Below are 24,307 nucleotides of genomic sequence, written 5' to 3'. Positions count from 1 at the left end.
TATCCCTATTCCGCCTGCACCAGGATCTCGATCCGGCGGTTGGCCGCGTTGAACGGGTCGGCGGGGAGCTTCAGCCGACGATCGGCGAAACCGGAGACCTGGGAGACGCGCGTCTCGTCCAACCCGCCGCGCACGAGCATGTAATAGGCGCTCTGGGCGCGATCCATCGAAAGCCGCCAGTTCTCGTTCTGCCCACCCTTGTATTGGCGCCCGTCCGTGTGGCCGCGGATGGCGACCGCGCCACCCCTCTCCTTCAGGATCGTCCCGATCTTTTCCATGGCGAGCACCATCTCCTGGCGCGGAACAGCCGAACCGATATTGAACATCGAATCGTCGTTCTGGTCGGAGATGCTGACCAGCAGGCCACCTTCGGCTGCCGTCACTGTCAGGCCTTCGGCGAGCTTGCCGGCAACACCGCCGATCTGTTGCGCGATCTGCGCCTGAAGCTGTTCGGCTTCCTTCTGCTGCTGCTCGGCCCCAGCCGTGCTCTTGTCGGCTTCCTTCTGATGCTCGGCATCCTTCCGCGCTTCCGCCTTCTTCTCCTCAGGCGCTTTGCCATTCGTCGCCTTGCCGTCCTTGGCCTCGGCGGCGCCGGTCGTTTCCCTGGTCTCCTTGGCTTCTTTGGCGGGGGCTTCCTTAGCGGGCTTCTGATCGGTCGCCAAAGGCATCGGCTTCATATCCTCCGCCTTGGCAATCTCCGTCGTCTCGCTCTCGGTCGCCTGCTGCTCGCTCTTGCCCGGCGGCAAGGGTTTTCCCGCCGTTGTCACCTCGACCTGCTTTGTCCAGAAATCCGGATCGAAGGGATCACGATAGGCTTGCCCGCCATCGGCGCCGGTGGCAGGGCCGGAATCGGCGGCGCCGCCATCGCCCTTGGCGCTGACATTGGCCTGCTGGCCGACCTCCTGGGCGATCTCGGCGAGAACCGAATAGGGATTCTCGAAGAAATCGGCCTCGGAATAATTGGTCTGGTCGCCTGAGGTCGATGTCTGGTCGTCACCATCGGCCGCCGACTTGCCCTCGGTCGGATTATCTTCCTTCTGTTTCGACTTTTCTTTCTTCTCCTCGCCCTCGGCATGGTCGACAGGCTTCTTCAGGCCTTTCTCGGTCGGCTTTTCGTCGGCAAGCTTGATCGGATTGAAATAGGTCGCGACCGCGGCCTTGGTCTCCTCGTTGGCGGCGTTGACCAGCCACATGACCAGGAAGAATGCCATCATCGCCGTCATGAAGTCGGCATAGGCAATTTTCCACGCACCGCCATGGGCACCATCGTGATCACCGCCGCCATGCCGCTTGACGATAATGATCTCGTTTCTGCCGTGGTGATGGTTTTCGCCGTCGCTCATTCGAGAACTTTCTTCAAGCTGGCCGCCCAGGCGGACATACGGGTGACGATGACGGAGTCACCGATTTCGACGGCTAGATCGACATCGTCGGCCTCGATGTGCCGAACCGCCGCGGCATGTTCGCCGAGTTCGGCTTTCAATATGTCGAAGAGGCTGGTCGGCCCCTTGACGACGATCGGTCCGGCCGCGCCTTCGAGAATCGCTTCACGCAGCAAAGCGGCGAGACTTTCGGCAGCCTTGGCCGCAAGTGCTTCCGTCATGACGGGCGCAATGGCCGTGGCTGCGCGGGCGCTGACCAGCTGAGCGACTTCTTCGGCGATATCGAGGACGCGGGATGCAATGACCGCGGCCGCCTCCACTTCGTAGCGAATCTTCAGTTCCTCGAGCGCGCGCGCATGGGCCTCGGCCAGAGCGCGCGCCTCACTTTCGTATTTCTCGGTCAAATCAGCGGTCGCCGCGGCATGGCCTTGCGCATAGGCCTCGCGCCGCTCCGCCTCGATGTCGACCGGTGGTTCGCTCGGTGTCTCCGGAAAAACATCTCCGGCCAAATCGTCGATATCGATGATCGGCGCTGACGGCTTCGGTTCGCCGAAGTCCTTCAAATACCGAGAAAGCGAAATGCTCATAGAAACCATCCAGCGTCCGGGAGACGTGCGGCATGCCCGCCCCCGTTCAAAATGACCTTGCAAGCGACATGTCCTTCGCAGCGAACAAGGGCTTGACCTTACGCCGGCACGATTTTCGGACGATGCCTTCATGCCGGAAACTAGGAAGTCAAACTTGCGCGAGGATGAATGGCGCCGCCGCCATTGGTGATCGCGCTCAGCTCTACTCCAGCAGAATGAGGATCTTGCTTGCAGCCGTGTTGAGGATCGAGATCGCTTCGACGGCCATCTGCTTTTGGGTTTCAATCGCCTTCTGGCGGATCGAAGCCTCATCCATATCGGTATCGACGAGCGCGCCGACGCTCTTGTCGATCGAATCCGACAGATCGGCCGCGTAGTCGATCTGATCGTCGATACGCGTCTTCATCACACCGATGGAGGCTGCCGTCGTCGTCAGCGAGGAGAACAGCGCGTCGGTCACATCGAGCATGTCGACGAGCTGGGCGTCGGTGGTGTTCTTGTCGATCGCGATCTCGCTGCCCGTCGCCGGCGTGGTCGAACCGGCGTCCAGCAGATAATAGTTCCGCGGTCCGGTGCCGCTGTTGTTGATCGCCTGGGCATCAATCGCCTTGGTGAACAGGCCACCGCTCGCATTGTTCTTGTCGATGAGGATGGTCTGCGACGAAGGGAAGTCGATCGTCTGGGCCTGGTATTCGCCCGTCGAGGCGCGCACGAAGCCCGAAATGACCGACCATGTCGGCGGCGCGGCCTTGTCACTGTTGAGCAACCAGTTCTCGCCTGCAAACGACGTCGATTCGACGACGCTCTTCAGCTGCTCCTTATATTCACTGATCTCGGCATTGATCTTGTCCTTGTCGGTGCCGGGCTCTCTTGCCGCAACCAGCTTGGCTCGGATCTGGCTGACGAGATCGATCGCCGAATTCATCGCCGTGTAGGTCGCATCCACCTTGGCAGCGCCGAGACCGAGCGCATCGCCGATCGTGCCGAGATTGGTGCTGTCCGAGCGCATGACGGTGGCGACCGACCAGTAGGAGGCATCGTCTGCGGCCGTCTCGATCCGATAGCCCGAAGAAACTTGCTGCTGGGTCTGACTGGCTTCTTTGTTGATGCTGCGCAGCACCGCAAGTGCATTCACCGCGGCCGCGCTGGTAATCTTAACGGTCATCGACAGGTCTCGGAATAAGATGAAAGGGCAGGCCGGATTGCCGGCGGCGACAGAAGTGGCCTCATGCCTCCGGTGATATTCACCGGCGCGTCGCAAAAGCAAATCAACTCACGACGACGTTAACTCGATATCAACTTGTTGGGCAAGAGCGGCGGCGCGAGTGCGACACGCGGATTGACTCGCAAGTCAAGCTATTAATATCAAACAAAGAACCGCGCCGTTTCGGGCGCGGTTCGGAAGTTTCCTGCTTGCGGCCGAACGGCGGCGCAAGATTCGGTCCAGCTTCAGCGGCTGATTTAGCTGCGGAACAGCGTCAGGATGTTCTGCGCGCTGGAGTTGGCGATCGACAGCGACTGGATCGCCAGCTGCTGCTGGGTTTGCAACGCCGTCAGCTTGCTCGATTCCTCTTCCATGTCGGCATCGACGAGGCGGCCGACGCCCGAGTCGATCGAATCGCTGAGGGCTCCGACGAAGTTTTCCTGCAATTCGATACGGGTGGAAATCGAACCGAGCTGCGAGGCAGCCTTGGTCATTGCTTCAAGGCCGGCCTCAATTGACGTCAGCGCCATGGAGATCTCCGCCGAACCGAAGGTGCTGATGTCCATAGAGTAGATCGAACCGATCGTGCCGTAGGACGTGCCGATGATGCCGGAGGTCGTCTCGATCGAACCAACCGAGTTCATGCCAAAGAGAACGTTGCCCACAGATGTCGTGTCCAGGACGTAGTCCGTCGTCTTGACCGAAACATTGCCATTGCCATCGCGGACGAAAGTGGAAACGACGCTCTTGGTGCCATCAGCGCCGGCCACCCAGTTTTCGCCGGAGAAAGACGCCGATTGCGCAATGCTCAGGAGCTGCTGCTGCAGTTGGCCGATTTCCTCCTGGACCTTGGTCTTGTCCACACCCTTTTCCGTCGCGGCGACGATCTTCGCCTTGATCTCGCTGATCACGTCGATGGCGCTGTCCATGGCGGAGTAAGCCGTATCGACCTTTGCGGCGCCGAGCCCGAGAGCGTCGGAAACGGCGGAGAGAGCCTTGTTATCCGAGCGCATGGTGGTTGCGATCGACCAGTAAGCGGCGTTGTCGGACGCCTTTTCGACGCGGTAACCCGATGATACGCGGTTCTGCGTGCCTTCGAGACTATCGTTGATTCCGCGCAGAGTCTGAAGAGCGGCCATGGCCGCAACGTTCGTCAAAATGCTGGTCATGAAATGATTGCCCCTCGTTGGCAAATGGGAAAAAGGGACATTCCGGAATGTTACCGGGAACGGGGATCAGCCTCATGCCTGTTAACCGCTTCTTCAATTTGGTTAACTCGCCGTCTCGTTGGCCTGAGAAGACAGCATTATGGTTAATCAACAGTTAACGAAAACAAAAAAGCCGCGCTCCCATCGAAGCGCGGCTCGATTCCGAGATGCCCGCCGGAGGCCGGCGGGCCGATGTTTTCGGCTGACTATTAGCCGCGGAACAGGGTGAGAATGGTCTGCGAAGAGGAGTTCGCGATCGACAGCGACTGGACGGCCAGCTGCTGCTGGGTCTGCAAGGCGCTGAGCTTGGAGGATTCTTCTTCCATATCGGCGTCGACGAGACGACCAACACCGGAGTCGATCGAGTCGCTGAGCGCGGAGACGAAGTTTTCCTGCAGTTCGATGCGCTTGGAGATCGAGCCGAGCGCGGCGCCGGCGCTGGTCATGGCCTTCAGAGCCGATTCGACGTTGGTCAGGGCGTTCTGGATATCACCGAGGGTGAAGTTGGTGATGTCCATCGCGTAAACGGAACCGACCGTACCGTTCGAAGTGCCGAGGATACCCGTGGAGGTTTCAACCGCGCCGTTGCTCATGCCGAACAGAACGTTGCCCAGCGAACCGCTCGAGAGAACGTAGTCGGTCATCACCACCGAAACAGCGTTGGAGCCGTCGCGGACGAAGGAGGCTACGACGTTCTTGGTGCCGTCGGCGCCGGCAACCCAGTTTTCACCGGAGAAGGAAGCCGACTGAGCAATGCTCAGCAACTGCTGCTGCAGCTGACCGATTTCTTCCTGGACCTTTGACTTGTCGACGCCGTTTTCAGTCGCGGCAACGAGCTTGGCCTTGATGTCGCCGACCACGTCGATGGCGCTGTCCATGGCGGAATAAGCGGTGTCGACCTTGGCGGCGCCGAGGCCGAGGGCGTCGGAAACAGCGGACAGAGCCTTGTTGTCCGAACGCATCGTGGTAGCGATCGACCAGTAGGCAGCGTTGTCGGCAGCCTTGCCGACGCGATAACCGGACGACACGTGGGACTGCGTTGTCTGGAGACCCTGATTGATGCCGCGGAGAGTCTGGAGAGCTGCCATTGCAGCGTTATTGGTGTTGATGCTCGTCATAGTTTGCTTGCCCCTTGTTGGCAGATTTTAAGAAGGGACATTCCGGATTTTCGACCGGCCCACAGCGATCAGCATCATGCCTGTTAACCATCTCTGTTAGGGTTAACTCGCCGTTTCGATGGGCCTAGAAAACAGCAAGATGGTTAAGGAAAGCTGAATTGAAATTGAAAATAACGTAAAAATATCTGAGACTTAGGAAGATTTTCATTAACCTTATATTAAAACATTTCGCGGCCGGGGATGACCCGGCCGCGAAACTTGGAAGCCTGTGATGACCGGTCTTAGCGGAACAGCGACAGGATGTTCTGCGAAGAGGAGTTCGCGATCGACAGCGACTGGATCGCCAGCTGCTGCTGGGTCTGCAAGGCGCTGAGCTTGGAGGATTCTTCTTCCATGTCGGCGTCGACGAGACGGCCGACACCGGAGTCGATCGAGTCGCTGAGCGCGTTGACGAAGTCATCCTGGTTGTCGATGCGCTTGGAGAGCGAGCCGAGAGCAGCGCCGGCGCTGGTCATGGCCTTCAGAGCCGATTCAACGTTGGTCAGAGCCGTCTGGATCTGGCCGGAGGTGAAGTTGGTGATGTCCATCGAGTAGATCGAGCCGACCGTACCGGTCGAAGTACCGAGGATGCCCGTGGAGGTTTCGACGATGCCGCCGCTCATGCCGAACAGGACGTTGCCTGTGGTGCTGCTATCCAGAGCGTAGTCGGTCGTGGTAACCGAAACAGCGTTGGAGCCGTCACGGACGAAGGACGAAACGACGCTCACGGTACCCGTAGCCCCGGCAACCCAGTTTTCGCCGTTGAAGGAAGCCGACTGAGCGATGCTCAGGAGCTGCTGCTGCAGCTGACCGATTTCTTCCTGGACCTTGGCTTTGTCGACGCCGTTTTCAGTCGCGGCGACCAGCTTGGCCTTGATGTCGCCGACGACGTCGATGGCGCTGTCCATTGCGGTGTAAGCGGTGTCGACCTTGGCAGCACCCATGCCGAGTGCGTCGGAAACGGCGGAGAGAGCCTTGTTGTCCGAACGCATGGTCGTTGCGATCGACCAGTAAGCAGCGTTGTCGGAGGCCTTTTCAACGCGGTAACCGGACGAAACGTGGTTCTGCGTCTGGTTGAGGCCCTTGTTCACGCTGCGCAGCGTCTGAAGAGCGGCCTGTGCGGAAGAATTCGTGTTAATGCTTGTCATAAATCTGTCCCCTGGAAACTAGATACAAAAAGGAGGACATACCGGACTGCAATACCGGCGATGACGGACCAGCTTCATGCTACTCGGCGCCTGCTTGTTTGGCCCAAACCCGTCATGTCCAGGGCAATCTCGCAGCCAATGCTTGCCAACTTCTTAAAGATGGTGGTCCCGCGCCTGCTCCTCGAACCGCATAGTTAATGCCCTCTCACGCGTCGTAGTTAATGCCTGTTGAATACACCATTCAGATTCGCCGCGGGCGGCAAGGGTTCTCTCCGAAAAGCGAACTTCCCCGGGACGGACCTTCATTAACCCACCGGTTTCAAGCAAGCTTCGAATGCCAGTCTGGCAGATGCCGGGATCGCATCATCGGATCGATTCTCCGTTCGGGGAGGACTGTCCGTGCGCGTGTCGGCGACCGACAGTCATGCCAGAACATTTCCTCACGGAGTTGGGTTTTGAACAGCAAAGTTTCGTTCTCTGCGGCGTCCAGGGATTACCAGATGGGCCGCTACACACAGTCCCTGGCAACGCTCAACCAGCTCATGGATTTCCAGCAGGACGGCAAGACCTATGCTCTGCTGGCCAAGAACCTCGTGCAGCTCGGGTTTAAGGCCGATGCCGCGAAAGCATATGGGCTTGCTGCTGGCTGTGAGGGACCGAATTCCTACGAATACGCCAAGCAAGCGGCCAAGCTGCATTACGAGACCGGCAACGAGGACGAGGCGCTGCTGATCGCGATGCGAAATCTGACCAAGGCACAGGAAGACGCCGAGCTTGCCTTCATCATCACCGCGATCTACCTGAAACGGCAGCAGCGGGATATTATACGCCCGTTCAAGACAGTGCTCTCGCAGAGCTCCAATCCGGATCACTTGCGCTTGGCGGCCATGCTCCTGAGCGACGACCTGAACGACGCAACCAACCAGAACCTGTCGCGCAACCTCTTCAAGCGTTTTCCCGGAAATCTGGCAATCCGTTTCCTCTATCTCGTCTTCGCCCGCGAATTCAATGATTTCGAAGAGGCCGCCAAACATCAGGCAGTGATCGATGATGGCCTCGCAAAGGGCGACATCGAAATCCTGCGCAAGGACAACCCGTTCTATCACCTACACTGGTGCGGCAATGAGAATTTCAATCGGTATGCCACGATAGGCACCACACCGCTCAATCCCGAACGGGTGGCCTTCCGCCGCAACCAGCCGCACACGTGGTCTGACAAGATCCGAATCGGCTACATGTCCTCGGACTTCTGGGACCGACATGCGACAATGAAGCTGTTGCAGCGCATCCTGGAACTGCACGACAAGGACAGGTTCGAGGTGGCGCTCTTCTGCCACACAGGCCCCGAATACCTGAAGCACAACGACACCGACCGCAGCCGCTGGGGCAGGATCGTCGACGTTCACGGCTTCTCCGACCAGGCGATGCTGGAAGCGGTGCGAGAGCATAATATCGATATCATGGTCGATCTGAAGGGTCATACGTCAGGCAGCCGCGCGACGGCTTTCAACCTGCCGCTTGCACCGGTGCATGTCGGATGGCTCGGTTTTCCCGGAAGCACCGTCAACATCGATCTCGACTATGTCATCGGCGACCACTGCGTGCTCCCGGATATCGCCAAGCCGTTCTACCACGAGAAATTCTGCCGGCTGCCGGAAAGTTACCAGCCGAACGATCCGATGCATCGTCCGAAACCGCGTCCGGTCACCCGCGAGGAGCTCGGCCTGCCGGAAGAGGCCTTCATCTTCGCCTCCTTCAACGGCAACCGCAAGATCACGCCTGATGTGGTCAACAGCTGGTGCCGGATCCTCAAACGGGCGCCGAACAGCGTGCTATGGCTGATGGCCAATTCGCCGCGCAACCAGGCGAACCTGCTGAAACATTTTCAGACCGCCGGCATTTCGCCCAAGCGCATCATCTTCTGCCCGCGCGCGCCCTACGAAGACCACATCAGCCGCCAGCAAGCGGCCGATCTCGGCATCGACACCTTCCCGGTCAACGGCCACACCACCACTTCGGAGCAGCTCTGGGGCGGCCTGCCGGTTTTGACCGTCAAGGGCACCAACTTCGCCTCGCGCGTCAGCGAAAGCCTGCTCAGGGCGATCGATCTGCCTGATCTCGTCGCCGCCGACCTCCAGGCTTATGAGGACCTTGCCGTCGAACTGGCGCAGAACCCGGGACGGATCGCCGAATACAAGGCACACCTCAAGGAGAGGCGCTATATCGCGCCGCTCTTCGACGCCGAACGCTTCTGCCATCACCTCGAAAAGGCCTATGAAATCATGGCAGAGCGCGCCAAGCAGGGTCTCGCACCCGACCACATGGATATTGCGGCGCTGCCGCCGCGCACGGCACCGTTCGCGGCCGAGTGATGTTTTCCGAGACGGAATACCCGCTGAAGCGATCCTATTCGCCTCAGTGGGTATTTACCTCTTTGCGATCAGTTCACGCCCGATGCGTTTCGGCGGCTCTCTGCGCAGAACGATGGCCGTCGTGACCGAGCCATAGCGCGCAATGGCATCGACGATGCTTTCAAGGTTGCCCGGCGTGGGAACAATGACTTTCAGGTGAAAACAATCCTCTCCTGTCAGCCTTAGAACCTCAATGATCTGCGGCATCTCGGAAAATTGCTTCAAGCATGTCTTGATATGCTCGTGCGTGGTGCGCAGGCGAATGACGGCCATCATGCCAAGCCCAACTGCGGCGGGGTCGATGACGGCTCTGTACGCCTCGATGATACCGCGTTCTTCAAGCCGTTTGAGACGCTCCGACGTGGCCGGCTGGGAAAGACCGGCTTTCCTTCCGAGCTGGGAGACGCTGATGCGTCCATCATCCTGCAAGACTTCGATGATGGCGATGTCGGTTGGATCAAGATCTGGACTACTATCGGTGCGCTTTGCCATCAAGCTTCAATCTATCGGATTATGCGGTGCTTTTCCGATAGATGCCGATTTGGTTCGCAGGTGTAAACCGCCATACTTCCGCTGAAGCGAAGAAGAGGCGAGATATGACCGAATTCATTCATTTGCCGGGCATCGGCAATTCCGGAAACACTCACTGGCAGAGCCTTTGGGAGAATGCCAATCCAGCCATACGCCGTTTTGCACCGACGAGCTGGGATCAGCCGGATCTTTCCGACTGGATCGAAGCCTTGGAGCAAGCGGTGCGCAGAGCGAAAACGCCACCTGTTCTCGTGGCGCATAGCCTCTCCTGCCTGCTTGTAGCACATTGGCATCAGCGGACCCTTTTGCCGATCAAGGGAGCGTTCCTCGCCGCCGTGCCAGACCCTCTTTCCCCGAGCTTTCCTGCGGACGCTGCAGGCTTTGCAGATGTGCCGCCGGCGCAGTTCGGCTTTCCATCGCTGATCGTCGCAAGCACCAGCGATCCCTATGGTTCGCTGCCCTACGCCGAAACGCGAGCAAAGCAATGGGGTAGCCAGTTGAAAATCATCGGCGCGGCCGGCCACATCAATGGCCAAAGCGATCTGGGTGACTGGCCGGAAGGTCTGGCATTGCTGATGGATTTCGTGAGCCGCGCGTAGCAGGCACCGCTCGATCGGGGAACCGAAGTTCCTCATCGCCGCAGCCGATCAGCTGAACGAGCGTACCAGGCTGCCGACGAGCAGGTTCCAGCCGTCGATCAGTACGAAGAAGAGAATCTTGAAAGGCAGAGAGATCGAAGTCGGCGGCAGCATCATCATGCCCATCGCCATGGTGATGGTTGCGACGATGAGGTCGATGACGAGGAACGGCAGCACGACGAGAAAGCCGATCTCGAAACCGCGGCGGATCTCGGAAATCATGAAGGCCGGGATCAGCACGCGGTAGTCGATCGGATCTGATGTCTGGATATTCTGGCCGCGTTCACGCGCCAGATCGACGAAGAGCGCCAGATCCTTGTCGCGGGTATTGGCCGCCATGAAGGTGCGGAAGGGTTCGGCGATGCGCTGGACCGCCTCAGTCTCGTTGATCTGGTTGGCAAGCAGCGGCTGCACGCCGTTCTGCCAGGCCTGATCGAAGGTCGGCGACATGACGTAGAAGGTCATGAACAGCGACAGCGACAGGAGGATCATGTTGGAAGGCGTCGAGGAGAGGCCCATCCCTGAGCGCAGGATCGAGAAGGCGATGACGAAGCGCGGGAAGCTCGTCACCATGATCAGGATGCCCGGCGCGACCGAAAGAACGGTCAGCAGGCCGAAGGTGCGGATGATCCAGGCGGCGACGGAGCCATCGACCGGCACATTCAATAAATCGGTCGGCAGCTGCTGTGCCACCGCCAGTTCCGGTACCGCCATCATGGCGGCAAGGAAAACTATGAAACGAATCATTCGATGACAAAGGTCCTGAACATGACCTTCGATACCCGCCCTTGCGAGCGAAGGTCAACACGTTCCTGGATGTCATCCTTGAGATATTGAAAGCCCCGCGGCCCCTCGATCTGCTGCAGGGAAACCGTCCTGATATAGGCGAGGATATCCTGGTGAATGTCCTCGGCGACCTTGACGTCGGGCGGCCCGTTGAACAGCAGCGCGACTTCGAGTCGGACCCAGTTTTCCGAAGGGTAGGCGAGGTTCGATGTAATCGGCTCGAGCTGGACGACGTTGTTGGCCTCGGTCGAGATGCGCGCCAGACCTTCCTCGGCCTTCTTCTTGGCATCGGCTTCCTTGGCCTGCTCTACCTCCTTGGCGCCCTTGATTTCGGGCGCGACAATCGTGCCGACCGCCCAGCCGCCGCCGGCGCCGAGGAGCGTCAGGACGGCGATGCCGATGATCGTCATCAGCGGGCCGGATTTCTTCTTCGATTGACCTGCGCTTACATCTTCGTCTGCCATCGTCGTTCGGCCTCAAAGCGGCGAGAAAAGATCGACGGCCTGCTGGCCGCGCGGAGGCTGCTGCACTTCCATCAAGCGACCGCGGCCGCCATAAGAGATGCGGGCTTCGGCGATCTTGTCGTAGGAGATCTGGTTTTCCGCATTGACGTCCTGCGGACGTACGATACCGGCGACGTTCAGGATGCGCAGCTCCTGGTTCAGACGGACTTCCTGGGAACCCGAAATGACGAGGTTGCCGTTTTCGAGAATGCCGGTGACGACGGCCGCAACAAGAAGGGTCAGCTTGTCGGTGCGCTCGATCTTGCCCTTGCCGTCGGTGCTGGTATCCGAGCCGTAGGTCAGATCGGTCTTGGATTCGGGCGTCCAGCCGAAGATCTGGGCATTGACGTCCCAGTTCATGCCGCTCGAATTTTTGCGGCTGCGGTTGGTCTCGTTGTCGAAGGAGGCTTTGTCGTTGATCTGGATGTCGACGGTCAGGATGTCGCCGACGTTCAACGCACGTGCATCCTTGAAGAGGGCGGCCTGCGAATCGCTCCAGAGCGAATAGCCCTGCGCCACGGCGCGCGGCTGCTTCGGATAGAGCGCCATCTGCGGGGTCTGGCCGTAGGCGAGGCCGCTGCCGATCGGGCTCATGGCGGGCGCACGGCCGATCTCGCTGACGGCCGTCGGGGACTGGCAGCCCGCAAGGAGTGCGAGGGCGGCGATCGCGGCCGGGAAACGCATATTCATGAAGGATCCTTCGACGTATTGGGATCGGACGCACTGGCGATGACGCTGGCGATGGCCGCGGCCTTCTTCGAGTCCATCTCGTTGAGGATGAGGCTCGACTGGCGCGGGCCGAGCCGCATGATCACGGCCGACGCCACTTCGATGTTCATATCCTGCAGCTGCAGTGCCGCCGCATCCGGCTTCATCTTCTTGTAGATATCGGTGAGGCCGGCTTCCGCCTGCTTCAGGAAATCGTCGCGCCGCTTCAGCCAGTCCTGATATTCGGCCTTGCGCTTGTCCATCTCTTCCATGCGAGCGTCGATGTCGGCGCGGAGCCTTTCCAGCTCCTGTTTTTGCAGCAGGTAGCGCTGGTCGCGGGCGGGATCGGCGATGTTGGTGCAGAATTGCTTGATCTCGTCCTGAGACGTGATGTCTCCCTCCGGATGCTCCTGTGCGAAGGCGCCCGGGATCGACAGAAGGACGAGGCCGGCTGCCGGCAGCGCCAGGCGGCGCAGCAGCTGCAGCACGGTCATTTCAGGATTCAAGATCGTCATCATTGCAGCACAAGCTCCGCCTGCAGGGCGCCTGCCGATTTGATGCCCTGGAGAATGGCGATGATCCCATCCGGTTTCACGCCGATATTGTTGAGGCCGGCAACAAGGGTCCTGAGATCGGGACCGTCGATGATGGCAACGCGCCCGCCGGTCTGCTCGGCCGCGATATCGGTCTGCGGCTGGACGGCGGTCCGCCCGCGCGAGAAGGGTTCGGGCTGGATGATCTGCGGCGTCTCGGTGACCTGAACCGTCAGAGTGCCGTAGCTGACGGCGACCGGCGAGACGCGGACGTCGGAGCCGATGACGATCGTTCCGGTGCGCTCGTTGATAACCACCTTGGCCGGCGTATCGGTTTCGACGATGAGGTTTTCGACGTCGGCCATCAGCCGGGTGAGATCGGCCGTGCGCGGTTTCTGGATCACCACTTCCTGCGAATCCTTGGCTTCGGCGACCGGGCCGCCGAAGCGCGCGGAGGCATAGCCGTTGACGATGTCGGCAATGCGGATCGCCGTCGAGAAGTCGGGATTGCGCAGCTGCAGGACGAGATTGACCGAATCCTTGAAGTGGGATGGCAGTTCGCGTTCGATGATCGCGCCGCCGGGCACGCGGCCGGCGGTGGTGACGCCTTCGGTCACCGTCGCCGCCTGGCCCTGCGCCTGAAAGCCGGAGACGATAACGGAGCCCTGGGCGACAGCGTAGATCTGGCCGTCGGCGCCGGAAAGAGAGGTCATGACGAGCGTGCCGCCGCGCAGCGAGGTCGCATCGCCGAGCGAACTCACCGTAACATCGAGACGGCTGCCGGGGCTTGCAAAGGGCGGCAGGTTGGCGGTGACCATCACGGCCGCGGTGTTCTTCGCGTTTGACTGGCCGCCCTGTGTCGAAATGCCGAGATTCTGGAGCATTGCCCGCATCGACTGCTCGGTGAAGGGCGAGGAACGGAAGCCGTCGCCGGTTCCCTGCAGGCCGACGATGAGGCCGTACCCGATCAGCTGGTTATCGCGGCCGGCCTGAAGCGAAGCGATATCCTTGATGCGGGACGTCAGCGCCCAGGCGGGCGCCACCTCGGCCAAACTCATGGCGACAACCGCAACAAAGGTGACGATACGGAAGAACAATTTCATTTCGCCCTCACATGGATCGTGCCGTCCGCAAGCACCGTGCCGCTGACGATGACGCCGGAATCCATATTACGTGCACGGACCACCTGCCCCGTCGCACCGTCTTCGAGCGGCGTGCCGGCGGCGGAGATCGTCATTGCGCCGAGAGAGAAGACCAGGCGGATCGAAGAGCCGCGCGTCACCGTATAGGGCTCGCGCAGAGCTGAAACCGAGATCGTGCGGCCCGGCAACAGCGTGCGTTTGGAAACCAGACCTTCGACCTGCGAAATCGATTTGGCATAATCACCGGCGAGGTTGGGGTTGGTGACCTCGACCTCCTGAAGCTGGCTGCCCGACAATGTGTCGCCGGGGTAGATGATCGTCGTCGGGACGACGGCATAACCCATGCCGGCATCCGCGTTCACGGGCAAGATGATGCCCGCGAGTGCGATCGTGGCTGCCGCCACCCATCCTGAGATGTGTCCTGCCCGGCAAAACATCATGTTTCGGCCCTTCCCTTTACTTCAGGTTCTTGCTGACGATGGAGGCCATTTCATCAGCTGTCGTGATCACCTTTGAATTCATTTCGTAAGCACGCTGAGCCGATATCAGCTCGGTGATTTCCTTCACCGGGTCGACGTTCGAGGATTCCAGATAACCCTGCTTCATATAGGCAAAGCCTTCCTCGTCGGGGTTGCCGACGACTGCCTCGCCCGAGGCCGGCGTTTCCTGGAAGAGATTGTCGCCGATCGGCTGAAGACCCGCTTCGTTGACAAAATCGGCAAGCGTCAGCTGTCCAAGAACGGTCGGATCGGTCTGGCCCGGCAGCTTGGCCGAGACCTCGCCGGAGCGGCTGATGGTCAGTTCGGTCGATCCCTGAGGGATGGTGATCCCAGGCAGGACCTCATAGCCGTCGATGGTGACGAGCTGGCCCTGGTCGTTCTTGTTGAAAGCGCCGGCCCGGGTATAGAGCGTCGTGCCATCCGTCGACTGGATCTGAAAGAAGCCCTTGCCGATCAGCGCCACGTCGAGGTCGTTGCCGGTCTGCGTCAGTTCGCCCTGGAGATGCAGGTTGCGAACGGCCGAGGTCTGGACGCCGAGGCCGATATTGGCGCCTTCAGGAACGACGGCCTGATTGGCCCGGTTGGCGACGCCCTTGGCGCGTTCGGTCTGGTAGAGAAGGTCGGTGAACTCGGCGCGGGCCCGCTTGAAGCCCGTCGTGTTGATGTTCGCAATATTGTTGGCGATGACTTCCAGATTGGTCTGCTGGGCATCCATGCCCGTTGCTGCGATGGCGAGCGCTCTCATGTGTTCGTCCTCAAATCAGTTACATCTGCATCTTGGTGACTTCGAGAAAGGCCGAAACGACCTTGTCGCGGATGGCAATCGCCGTCTGCAGCGTCTGCTCGGCCTGGAGCATGGAATCGACGACTTCACGCGTCGTCGCCGTGCCCTTGATGCCGGCGAAGGACATGCTTTCGGCACCCTTCAGGCTGCTGACCGCATCGGACGCCATGCCGCCCAGGACCGAGGCGAAGCTCAGGCCATTGGCAGCACCTGCGGTGCCCGGCATGGTCGTTGCGGCGGACGAGGCGGAATTTTCGGTGTCGACGGCGCCGAGTGCGCGGGTCATCGAAAGATTGCTGACATTCTGGACGCTGCTGATCATTGATTATTGGCTCTTCAGAAGATCGATCGTGGACGAGATGAGGTCGCGGGTCTGCTTGATGGTCTGCAGATTGGCATCATAGGAGCGATTGGCTTCACGCATGTCGGCCATCTCGACCAGGATGTTGACGTTCGGCAATTTGACGACGCCCTTGGCGTCCGCCGCCGGATTGCTGGGGTCGAACTCGGTGCTGAAGTCGCCTTCGTCGACGCCGACCTTCTTGACGTTGACGGTCTCAACACCGCTGGTGCGGTCCATCTGCTGGCCGAAAGTGATCGTCTTGCGGCGATAGGGGTCGGCGCCGGGCGTGTCACCGGTCGAGCGGGCGTTGGCGATGTTTTCCGAGACGATGCGCAGGCGCGTCGATTGCGCCTCGAGCCCCGAACCGGCGATTTTCATAGCTGCGGAAAGCGGATCCATGACAATTACTTCCTGACCGTCATTAACATCATGCGGTTGAAGGAGCTGACCAGCGAAGTGTTCAGATCGTACTGGCGCTTGATGTCACCCGACTTGGAAAGCTCCTCGGCCAAACCGACGGTGTTGCCGGATTCCTGGATGCCGATCTCCTGGTCGAGGGCCGCTTCCTTGACGTCGATATCGCCGCTGTCGCTGAAATCGTTGCCGCTGAAGTGCGCCGGATTGGTGCGCGCCATGGTGATGTCGGATCTGTCCAGCACGGCATCGAAGGGCGTGACGTCCTTGGCGTGGAATTTCGGCGTATTGGCATTCGCGATGTTGCCGGCAACAACCTGCTGACGGATCGTCAGCCATTCCGCCTGTCGCGAAGCCAAGTCGAAAAGTTGGATCGGTTGCATGAGAACTCTCCGTTTTTACTATCCCGGAACCTAGAGCGGTAATCTTGCGTGGGACTTACGGGAATCCGGGCTTCGAGGCGCTTCGCCGAAGGCCGCCATAGAAAAGGGCTCCTGCCGGTTTCCGGCGGAGCCCCTCTTGTCTTCGGCCTTTGCGAAGAGGTTCAATCGTTCTTGTAGATATCGCCCTTGGAGGTGATGATCACCCATTTGCCCTCGCGCTGCTCGATCATCGCCAGGCGGCTTTCGTCGGGCAGGACCGAGCCGATGCGCACCACATACATGCCCGAGGGATCCTCGATCAGCGCCCGGCCGTTGGACACGTGCAGAAGGCGGAAGGAAGACTTGCCCGGGAAAGGCTGGTCTTCCAGCATCGCGCCGCCGTCACGCTGCTTGCCGAGATCGGAGACCGTCGCCGTCGTCAGCGGATCGACCGGCGGAGCCTTCTTGGTCGCCTCGTTCTTGTTGACCATGGCCAGCGGCGAGACGCTGAAGACGTTGCGGGCGGGCCAATCCGGCAGTTCGCGTGAATTGCTGCTGCTGGCGACGTTGATGCCGAACTTGTCCGCATTGAAGAAGACGTACCAGGGGAAAAAGGCGGAGGCGCCGGCAAGCGCCAGGCCGGCGAAGGTGAGAAACCGATCCAGAGTGGCGGTCTTCTTGCGCTGCGTCAGGGAAGCGATGCGTTCATCGTCGAAATCAGCCACGACTATCTCCTCTGCATGGGTGCGCCCTGATTGCTCATGCCGGCAGCAGCCTTGAGCGCGCCGGCGAGATCGGCAAAAGCGTCGACCGAGTCGCGATCGCCTGGAGACTGTTTCAGGACGTCGTAAATGATGGGGACCTGCTTGACCGCCATGTCGAGATCGGGATCGGCGCCCTGGCGATAACCGCCGATCAGCCGCAGGTCCCTCGTTTCCTCAAAGCGATGGATCAATACCTTCAAGCGCGACACCAGCTTTTCCTGATCCGGCGTCCAGGCCTTGCGGGCAAGACGCGAGATCGAGGCGAGCGGATCGATCGGAGGATAGCGCCCTTCTTCGGCGAGACTGCGCTGCAGGACGATATGGCCGTCGAGAATGCCGCGCGTCGAATCGGCGATCGGGTCGTTGTGGTTGTCGCCATCGACGAGGATCGAGATGATGGCGGTGATCGTGCCGGCGCCCTCGGGGCCAGGACCGGCGCGTTCGAGCAGGCGCGGCAGCTCGGTGAAAACAGAGGCGGGATAACCGCGGGCGATCGGCGGTTCGCCGGAGGCGGTCGCCACCTCGCGGATCGCATGGGCGAAGCGGGTGACGCTGTCGACGATGAAGAGCACGTTCTCGCCCTTGTCGCGGAAATGCTCGGCGATGGTGACCGCCGTCAGCGGCGCCATCTTGCGCAGCATCGGGCTTTCGTCGCTGGTCGCGACGACGGCAATCGCCTTCTTCATATTGCTGCCGAGGGTATCCTCGATGAATTCGCGCACCTCGCGGCCGCGTTCGCCGACGAGCGCGATGACCACCTTGTCGAAGGCGTCGGCGCGGGCAAGCATGGACAGAAGCGTCGACTTGCCGACGCCGGAGCCGGCAAAGATGCCGAGACGCTGGCCGAGGCAGAGCGGCGAAAAGATGTCGATCGCGCGCACGCCGGTTTTGAAGCCGGTCCCGACCCGCTGTCGGGTCATCGACGGCGGCGCAGTATTGGAGATCGAGCGGCGGTCGAGGCCTTCGGTGATCGGGCCCTGCCCGTCGATCGGCTCGCAGAGCGAATTGACGGTGCGCCCGCACCAGCTGTCGGACGGTGAAATGCGGAAGGCGCCCTTGCGGATGACGATGTCATGGATGCCAATCGGCTCGCCGGGCTCGATCGGGCAGACATAGATCAGCTCCGGCTCGACACGAACCACCTCGCCGAGATGGACGCCAGAAGCGGATTTATGCGCCACGAACTCGCCGAGACGAACATGGCGGGAAAGACCGCGGACCGTATAGTGGCCGGCGGCAATGGTCTCGACGCGACCGCCATGGGCAACGGCGAGTTCCGGCGATGCATATTGGTCGACGAGACCTGCCAGATGCGCCAGCTTGGGGGAAAGGCCATCTTCGGACAGCAGCGTGGTGCTCATTGCTTAGCGGCTGCCCCCAAGCGTCTGGACGGCTGCCTTGAACGAATCCTCGCTGTCGCGCATCAGCGAGGAGATGCTTTCGAAGGCGCGGTTGACTTCGATCAGCTGGGTGATCTCGCGCATTGCGTTGACGTTGGAATTTTCGAGATAACCCTGTTCGACGCCGACATTGAAACGGTCGACGACGGCGCGCGGCTGGTCGGTGGTCATGATGCCGCTGTTTTCGTAGCGCAGGTAACCCTTGCTGATATCGGCCTCGAACAGGCCAAGCGAGCCGACTTGGCGGCCGCCCTGGTAGATGATGCCATCGCTGCCGACAGCCGGCTCGCCCGCCTTCGTATCCAGCTGAATGGGTCCGCCGCCGGCATCGAGAACGGGATATCCCCGGATCGAGACCAGTTCGCCGGTTTCCTTGATCGTGAAACGGCCATCCCTCGTAAGCACACGGCCGGCTGGCGTATCGAGCGCAAACCAGGCATCGCCCTTGATGGCGAAATCGAGCATGTTGCCGGTGTGCTGCAGCTCGCCGTTCTCCTCGTTCAGATAGTCATTGCCCTGGGAAACGAAGGCGACCTTGGTGTTCAGCTTGTTCTTGGTGGCCGCCACCATCTCGTCGAACTTCACCTCGGTGGCGCGAAAACCGGTGGTGTTCACGTTCGCCATGTTGTCGGCGATGGTGTTCAGGCGCTTTTCAAGCGCCATCTGCGACGACAGAGAAACGTAAAGACCGGATTGCATGTCTGTAAGCTCCAAGCATTGGCGATGAACGGTACGAAAAGCCGGGCGTCGTCTGATCTGGTTCGGCCGGAGTTTCGCTGAGGCGGCATCTCAGAAACGGGCGCGAGCGCCCATTCGTCTCCTTTAGATTGGCGGCAGATGCTTGCGCGAAGCTGGCACGTGGAAGGACCGACCCTTTCATCAGCCTCACGCAAGGCAGAAACCCTATCCGTCTCGAAGAAAAGCAACGTTCAGATTGGGCTGACGATGAACATCATTATCGGATTTATTGTTGTCTGCGGCTGCATCGTCGGCAGCTTCATGGCGATGGGCGGCGAAGTGGATGCGCTGTTCCAGCCCTTCGAATTTCTCATCATCGGCGGCGCCGGCCTCGGCAGCTTCATCATGGCGAACCCGATGAAGGTCGTGAAGGATTCCGGCAAGGCGCTTGCAGAGGCCTTCAAGCACGCCGTGCCGAAGGAGCGCAATTATCTCGATACGCTCGGCGTACTCTACTCGCTGATGCGCGACCTGCGCACCAAGTCGCGAAACGAAATCGAAGCCCATATCGACAATCCTGCCGAATCGACAATCTTCCAGCAGGCACCGACGGTTCTGAAGAACAAGGAGCTGACGGCCTTCATCTGCGATTACGTGCGGCTGATCATTATCGGCAACGCCCGTAGCCACGAGATCGAGGCGCTGATGGACGAAGAGCTCAACACCATCATGCACGACAAGATGAAGCCCTATCACGCGATCCAGATCATGGGCGATTCCTTCCCGGCGATCGGTATCGTCGCGGCCGTTCTCGGCGTCATCAAGGCGATGGCCCACATCAACGATTCGCCCGAGGTGCTCGGCCATTTGATCGGTTCGGCGCTCGTCGGCACCTTCCTCGGCATTCTCCTGTCCTACTGCGTCTGCTCGCCGCTGGTCTCTCAGATCAAGGTCGTCCGCAACAAGCAGCATCGCCTCTACGTCATCGTCAAGCAGACGCTGCTTGCCTATATGAACGGCTCGGTGCCCCAGGTCGCTCTCGAATACGGCCGCAAGACCATCTCGGCCTATGAACGTCCTTCCATCGATGCAGTCGAACAGGAAATGATGAACCCAGGCGGCGAAAACAAGGCGGCTTAAATGACCATGAGCGATGCTTCGCATGACAAACCGGCAATGGATCCCGCCCTTCTCGCCAAACTGACCGGCGGGCTCGGAGACAGAGGCAGGGTCGCCAAGATCTGCAGCGCCTTCGGGGATGTCTACAGCGAGTTCTTTCCCGACGTCATCAAAAGCGAGACCGGCCTCGACGTGACCGTCAGCTATCTCGGCTGCGAGATCGGCTACAAGAACCACCTGGTGGACGACCTCAGCCACAACGTCACGCTCGTCGACGCGACGCTGCGCAACTGGTCTCAGAATGTCGCGCTTGCCTGCGGCAACGGTTTCATCATTACGCTGATGGAACACCTGCTCGGTGCCACCGCCGATACGATCGAGGAGCCGGCCGAGCGGCTGCTATCGGTCATCGAACTCGATCTGGCGGTCATGGTCTTCGACAAGATCGCCAAGGTGCTGCGCTCGGCGGTGAATGCACCGGGTGGTTTCGAGCCCAGTCTTTCGGCCCCGCACGCCCATGACGCCCGCCCCCGGCCGGTGGAGGACAAGCCGGATGAATTTGCTGCCGCCATCAACATGTCGATCACGCTCGCCGGCATTGTTTCGGAATTCTCACTGATCATTCCACAGACGGCGCTGCTCAAAACCAAGGTGACGCCGCCGAAGCCGAAGCGCCAGACCGGCGGCAATTCGCCGGAATGGACCGAGCAGCTCGGCGACCAGGTCCGCCGCTCGCATGTCACGCTCGAAGCCAGGATCAGACTGCAGGACCTGACGCTGCGCACCATATCGAAGCTGATGGCCGGCGACGTCATCCCGTTTCGCGACAGCGGCGACGTACGCGTCGAGGTCAGCGCCAACAGCAAGGAACTCTATATATGCGAGTTCGGGCGCTCTGGCGAAAACTACATGGTTCGCGTCAAGGATACGATGAACTCGGATGACGAACTCATCCGTCATTTAATGAATTGATCGGTTCTCTGGCTTCTGGGCTGCAAAGGCAGTTTGAGGCAAGTTTCAACTGGAATAGTGATTTCATGGCAACGAAGAAAACACAGCAGAACAGTGATCTCTCCCTGGATATGCCGGGCAGCGAAGCCGATCTCGACCAGGCGATCGACGATCTGCGCGGCGTGCTGAAGAAGGATGCCGATAGCGACCTGTCGCAGTTTGGCGGCGAGCTGGAGAATGACGGCTTCGCGGCAGGAACGGATCTGGCCGCCTTCGGTGGCGAGATTTCGGATTCCCCCTTCGGCGGCGATGATTTCGGCGGCGATTTCGGCGCCGGCAATGCCAGCCCGGCCGCAGGCATGGATTTCGGCGGCAGCTCTTCGTTCGAGGCGTCATCGGCGCCGCTCGGCAGCGCGCTGACCTCGAACTTCGAGCTGATCATGGACATTCCGATCGATGTCCAGATCATGCTCGGCACCAGCCGGATGCAGGTCTCCAGCCTGATGAACCTCAACGAAGGAGCAACGATCGCTCTCGACAAGAGAATCGGCGAACCTGTCGAGATCATGGTGAACGGCCGCAGGATTGCACGCGGCGAGATTACGGTTCTTGATAACGACGACACCCGGTTCGGCGTGAAGCTGATAGAAGTTTTGAGTACGAAAAAAGCCTGATCCCTGTGGGGACGGAGAGGTTAGACCATGATGGACTTTGACGATTTCGGCGGCGCGCTAGCCGGGAAACCGTTGACCCAGGCTGAAAAGGCGGCGGCGGTCCTTCTCGCCATGGGAAAGGGTGTCGCCGGCCGGCTGTTGAAATATTTCACCCAGGCCGAGCTGCAGACTATTATCGCATCTGCCCAGTCGCTGCGCGCCATTCCGCCGGACGAGCTCCTGTCGCTCGTCTCCGAGTTCGAGGACCTCTTTACCGAGGGCGCCGGACTGATGGACAATGCCAAAGCGATCGAGGCCATTCTGGAAGAAGGCCTGACCCCCGACGAGGTGGACAGCCTGCTCGGCCGCCGCACGGCCTTCCAGGCCTACGAGACCTCGATCTGGGATCGCCTCAGCGAAGCCGAGCCGGCATTCGTCGCACAGTTCCTGCTGCGCGAACATCCGCAGACCGTCGCCTATATTCTTTCGATGATGCCCTCCTCCTTCGGCGCCAAGGTGCTGCTGCAGCTTCCCGACAACCGCCGCGCCGACATCATGAACCGGACGGTCAATATGAAGGCCGTCAGCCCAAAGGCGGCGCAGATCATCGAGAACCAGGTGATGACGCTGCTTGCCGAAATCGAGGCAGAGCGCAACGCTGCCGGCTCGACGAAGGTCGCCGATCTCATGAACGAGCTCGACAAGCCGCAGGTCGACACGCTGCTCACCTCGCTCGAATCGATCAGCCGCGAATCGGTCAACAAGGTTCGGCCGAAGATCTTCCTCTTCGAAGACCTTATGTATATGCCGCAGCGCAGCCGCGTCCTGCTGCTCAACGACATTTCGACCGACGTGCTCACCGTATCGTTGCGCGGCTCGCCGGCCGATATCCGCGAATCGGTTCTGTCCGCCATCAGTCCGCGCCAGCGCCGCATGATCGAATCGGATCTGCAGAGCGGCATGGGCGGCGTCAATCCGCGTGAGATCGCGATTGCGCGCCGTGCCGTGGCGCAGGAAGCGATTCGCCTGGCCAACTCAGGCCAGATCGAGCTCAAGGAGAAAGAAGGCGAAGCTTCGGCCGCCGCCTGACCTTCTGAGACTGTTGATAAATCCGGCCGGCAAACAGCCCGCTGTTGATCGCCGCGCCACAGGCGACTACCCTTCATCGATAGGCCGCGCTCTATGGCGTATCGCAGAACACTCGGTTTCTGCGGCGCGCCTTAGGTTTTTGTTTTGACGCATCTCGTCATCCCAAAAACGCTGCCCGGTTCGGGGTGGCATGCATGAGTTGCGGCCTGTTTTTTGACGGAGGGCCGCGACTTGGCAGATGATGACAAGGACAGCAAAACAGAAGCCCCGACCGCGAAAAAGCAAACGGATGCCGCGGAAAAAGGCAATGTGCCGTTTTCGCGCGAGCTGTCGATCTTCGCGACCATCCTCGCCACTTTCATCTATCTGGTGTTCTTCCTTCCCGATAGCGTCGGCCGGATGGGCGAAACGCTGCGCGACATTTTCGAGCAGCCCGACCAATGGAAAATCGAGACGGGCCCGGACATTCTGGCGCTCTTCGTCCGGCTCGGCTGGGCGAGCGCGGCGCTGCTGGCACCCGCCTTCATCCTGTTCATGGTCTTCGGCATCGCCTCCTCGATATTCCAGAACCTGCCGACGCCTGTGCTCGAACGGATCAGGCCGCAGGCGTCTCGCATCTCTCCGATCAAGGGCTGGTCACGGCTCTTCAGCCTGCCCGGCCTCGTCGAGTTCGGAAAGTCGCTGTTCAAGGTCGTCGTCGTCGGGGTCGTCCTGTTCTTCGTGCTCAGGAGCGAATATTTCGGCTCGATCGACGCCATGTTCTCCGATCCGCAGACCATTCTCGTGCGGATGATGACGGCGATGCGCAAGATCATTATCGTCATGCTGATCGCCACCGCGATCGTGGCAATCGCCGATTTTTTCTGGACGCGCCATCACTGGTTCACCGAACTCAAGATGACGCGCCACGAGGTGAAGGAAGAAAACAAGCAGGCGCAGGGCGACCCCTTCGTCAAAAGCCGGCAGCGCTCGCTGATGCGCGACCGCGCCCGCCGGCGCATGATCGCCAACGTGCACCGCGCCACGCTTGTCATCGCCAACCCGACGCACTACGCCGTGGCGTTGCGCTATGCGCGTGAAGAGAACGACGCGCCGGTGGTTCTGGCCAAGGGCCAGGACCTGATTGCGCTCAAAATCAGGGAGATCGCCGAGCAGAACGGCATCCCGGTGTTCGAGGACCCGCCGCTCGCGCGCTCCATGTTTGCGCAAGTCTCGGTCGATAGTGTCATACCGTCAGTCTTCTATAAGGCCGTTGCGGAGCTCATACACAGGGTTTACGCCGCAGACGCCAAGAACAAACGGGTAAGATAAG

General features: G+C 60.3%; 27 protein-coding genes. 7 read left to right on the top strand and 20 right to left on the bottom strand.

The features are described 5' to 3' along the window. Positions 1-5: 5 nt before the first annotated feature. The 6 genes from B5E41_RS16470 to B5E41_RS16445 all read right to left on the bottom strand — a co-directional run bounded on the left by B5E41_RS16470 (position 6) and on the right by B5E41_RS16445 (position 6,686). Positions 6-1,343: a MotB family protein gene (locus B5E41_RS16470; protein WP_088395232.1), complete on the bottom strand. Its 1,338-nt coding sequence runs from the start codon at positions 1,341-1,343 to the stop codon at positions 6-8. Next, entirely contained in the window at positions 1,340-1,969 is a 630-nt protein-coding gene (locus B5E41_RS16465; protein WP_088395231.1) for a FliH/SctL family protein, read from the bottom strand. The genes B5E41_RS16470 and B5E41_RS16465 overlap by 4 nt, the downstream gene beginning before the upstream one ends. 202 nt (positions 1,970-2,171) lie before the next feature. Then, a complete protein-coding gene (locus tag B5E41_RS16460; RefSeq protein ID WP_088395230.1) occupies positions 2,172-3,134 on the bottom strand; it encodes a flagellin N-terminal helical domain-containing protein in 963 nt (320 codons plus the stop codon). Between the two features lie 296 nt (positions 3,135-3,430). Beyond that, a complete protein-coding gene (locus tag B5E41_RS16455; RefSeq protein WP_064800689.1) occupies positions 3,431-4,342 on the bottom strand; it encodes a flagellin N-terminal helical domain-containing protein in 912 nt (303 codons plus the stop codon). A gap of 248 nt (positions 4,343-4,590) precedes the next feature. Then, on the bottom strand, positions 4,591-5,499 hold the full coding sequence (locus B5E41_RS16450) for a flagellin N-terminal helical domain-containing protein (RefSeq protein WP_064800688.1): 909 nt from the start codon (positions 5,497-5,499) through the stop codon (positions 4,591-4,593). A 281-nt stretch (positions 5,500-5,780) separates the two neighbouring features. Beyond that, a complete protein-coding gene (locus B5E41_RS16445; protein WP_088395229.1) occupies positions 5,781-6,686 on the bottom strand; it encodes a flagellin N-terminal helical domain-containing protein in 906 nt (301 codons plus the stop codon). Between the two features lie 455 nt (positions 6,687-7,141). On the opposite strand from B5E41_RS16445, the gene B5E41_RS16440 reads away from it, so the two are divergent. Next, the gene (locus tag B5E41_RS16440; protein WP_088395228.1) at positions 7,142-9,058 is read left to right on the top strand and encodes an O-linked N-acetylglucosamine transferase, SPINDLY family protein; all 1,917 of its coding nucleotides are present in this window, start codon (positions 7,142-7,144) and stop codon (positions 9,056-9,058) included. 54 nt (positions 9,059-9,112) lie between these two features. On the opposite strand, the gene B5E41_RS16435 is transcribed toward B5E41_RS16440, so the two are convergent. After that, on the bottom strand, positions 9,113-9,589 hold the full coding sequence (locus tag B5E41_RS16435; RefSeq protein WP_088395227.1) for an Lrp/AsnC family transcriptional regulator: 477 nt from the start codon (positions 9,587-9,589) through the stop codon (positions 9,113-9,115). 104 nt (positions 9,590-9,693) lie between these two features. On the opposite strand from B5E41_RS16435, the gene B5E41_RS16430 reads away from it, so the two are divergent. Further along, on the top strand, positions 9,694-10,227 hold the full coding sequence (locus B5E41_RS16430; RefSeq protein WP_088395226.1) for an RBBP9/YdeN family alpha/beta hydrolase: 534 nt from the start codon (positions 9,694-9,696) through the stop codon (positions 10,225-10,227). Positions 10,228-10,275: 48 nt separating this feature from the next. Here B5E41_RS16430 and fliP read toward each other — a convergent pair whose 3' ends face one another. The 13 genes from fliP to flgF all read right to left on the bottom strand — a co-directional run bounded on the left by fliP (position 10,276) and on the right by flgF (position 19,204). Then, complete coding sequence (fliP, locus tag B5E41_RS16425; protein WP_064800683.1) at positions 10,276-11,013, bottom strand: flagellar type III secretion system pore protein FliP; 738 nt, start codon at positions 11,011-11,013, stop codon at positions 10,276-10,278. Further along, positions 11,010-11,516 carry a flagellar basal body-associated FliL family protein gene (locus tag B5E41_RS16420; RefSeq protein ID WP_088395225.1) on the bottom strand — a complete coding sequence of 169 codons (507 nt, stop codon included), beginning with the start codon at positions 11,514-11,516 and terminating at the stop codon, positions 11,010-11,012. Before B5E41_RS16420 ends, fliP begins: the two co-directional genes overlap by 4 nt. A 12-nt stretch (positions 11,517-11,528) precedes the next feature. Next, entirely contained in the window at positions 11,529-12,245 is a 717-nt protein-coding gene (gene flgH, locus B5E41_RS16415) for a flagellar basal body L-ring protein FlgH (protein WP_011424030.1), read from the bottom strand. Beyond that, entirely contained in the window at positions 12,242-12,781 is a 540-nt protein-coding gene (locus B5E41_RS16410) for a MotE family protein (protein WP_088395224.1), read from the bottom strand. The genes flgH and B5E41_RS16410 overlap by 4 nt, the downstream gene beginning before the upstream one ends. Continuing rightward, entirely contained in the window at positions 12,778-13,899 is a 1,122-nt protein-coding gene (locus tag B5E41_RS16405; protein WP_064800679.1) for a flagellar basal body P-ring protein FlgI, read from the bottom strand. Before B5E41_RS16405 ends, B5E41_RS16410 begins: the two co-directional genes overlap by 4 nt. Continuing rightward, positions 13,896-14,378, bottom strand: coding sequence for a flagellar basal body P-ring formation chaperone FlgA (gene flgA / locus B5E41_RS16400; RefSeq protein WP_064800678.1), 483 nt, complete (start codon positions 14,376-14,378; stop codon positions 13,896-13,898). The genes B5E41_RS16405 and flgA overlap by 4 nt, the downstream gene beginning before the upstream one ends. Positions 14,379-14,394: 16 nt before the next feature. Beyond that, positions 14,395-15,183, bottom strand: coding sequence for a flagellar basal-body rod protein FlgG (flgG, locus tag B5E41_RS16395; RefSeq protein WP_011424026.1), 789 nt, complete (start codon positions 15,181-15,183; stop codon positions 14,395-14,397). A gap of 19 nt (positions 15,184-15,202) precedes the next feature. Further along, positions 15,203-15,544: a flagellar hook-basal body complex protein FliE gene (fliE, locus tag B5E41_RS16390; RefSeq protein WP_064800677.1), complete on the bottom strand. Its 342-nt coding sequence runs from the start codon at positions 15,542-15,544 to the stop codon at positions 15,203-15,205. 3 nt (positions 15,545-15,547) lie between these two features. Further along, complete coding sequence (gene flgC, locus B5E41_RS16385; protein WP_064693821.1) at positions 15,548-15,964, bottom strand: flagellar basal body rod protein FlgC; 417 nt, start codon at positions 15,962-15,964, stop codon at positions 15,548-15,550. A gap of 5 nt (positions 15,965-15,969) precedes the next feature. Further along, positions 15,970-16,362: a flagellar basal body rod protein FlgB gene (gene flgB, locus B5E41_RS16380; protein WP_088395223.1), complete on the bottom strand. Its 393-nt coding sequence runs from the start codon at positions 16,360-16,362 to the stop codon at positions 15,970-15,972. Positions 16,363-16,523: 161 nt separating this feature from the next. Beyond that, positions 16,524-17,066, bottom strand: a complete 543-nt coding sequence (locus B5E41_RS16375; RefSeq protein ID WP_088395222.1) for a flagellar protein — start codon at positions 17,064-17,066, stop codon at positions 16,524-16,526. A 2-nt stretch (positions 17,067-17,068) separates the two neighbouring features. Next, a complete protein-coding gene (fliI, locus tag B5E41_RS16370) occupies positions 17,069-18,466 on the bottom strand; it encodes a flagellar protein export ATPase FliI (protein ID WP_088395221.1) in 1,398 nt (465 codons plus the stop codon). Between the two features lie 3 nt (positions 18,467-18,469). After that, positions 18,470-19,204, bottom strand: coding sequence for a flagellar basal-body rod protein FlgF (flgF, locus tag B5E41_RS16365; RefSeq protein ID WP_088395220.1), 735 nt, complete (start codon positions 19,202-19,204; stop codon positions 18,470-18,472). 246 nt (positions 19,205-19,450) lie between these two features. Here flgF and motA point away from each other — a divergent pair, with 246 nt between their 5' ends. From motA to flhB, 5 genes are all read left to right on the top strand, one after another. Continuing rightward, positions 19,451-20,323 carry a flagellar motor stator protein MotA gene (motA, locus tag B5E41_RS16360; protein WP_020920386.1) on the top strand — a complete coding sequence of 291 codons (873 nt, stop codon included), beginning with the start codon at positions 19,451-19,453 and terminating at the stop codon, positions 20,321-20,323. Further along, a complete protein-coding gene (locus tag B5E41_RS16355) occupies positions 20,324-21,274 on the top strand; it encodes a FliM/FliN family flagellar motor switch protein (RefSeq protein WP_088395219.1) in 951 nt (316 codons plus the stop codon). 65 nt (positions 21,275-21,339) lie between these two features. Then, a complete protein-coding gene (gene fliN / locus B5E41_RS16350) occupies positions 21,340-21,927 on the top strand; it encodes a flagellar motor switch protein FliN (RefSeq protein WP_085858082.1) in 588 nt (195 codons plus the stop codon). A gap of 27 nt (positions 21,928-21,954) precedes the next feature. Then, positions 21,955-22,995 (top strand): flagellar motor switch protein FliG, encoded by a 1,041-nt coding sequence (fliG, locus tag B5E41_RS16345; RefSeq protein WP_088395218.1) that lies wholly within the window; start codon positions 21,955-21,957, stop codon positions 22,993-22,995. A gap of 231 nt (positions 22,996-23,226) precedes the next feature. Next, on the top strand, positions 23,227-24,306 hold the full coding sequence (flhB, locus tag B5E41_RS16340) for a flagellar biosynthesis protein FlhB (RefSeq protein WP_088395217.1): 1,080 nt from the start codon (positions 23,227-23,229) through the stop codon (positions 24,304-24,306). Position 24,307: the final 1 nt, after the last annotated feature.

The sequence above is a fragment of the Rhizobium esperanzae genome, assembly GCF_002204185.1.
Classification (GTDB): domain Bacteria; phylum Pseudomonadota; class Alphaproteobacteria; order Rhizobiales; family Rhizobiaceae; genus Rhizobium; species Rhizobium esperanzae.
Note: the sequence above shows the minus strand (reverse complement) of the source record. Positions and strands in the feature narration are given on the sequence as shown.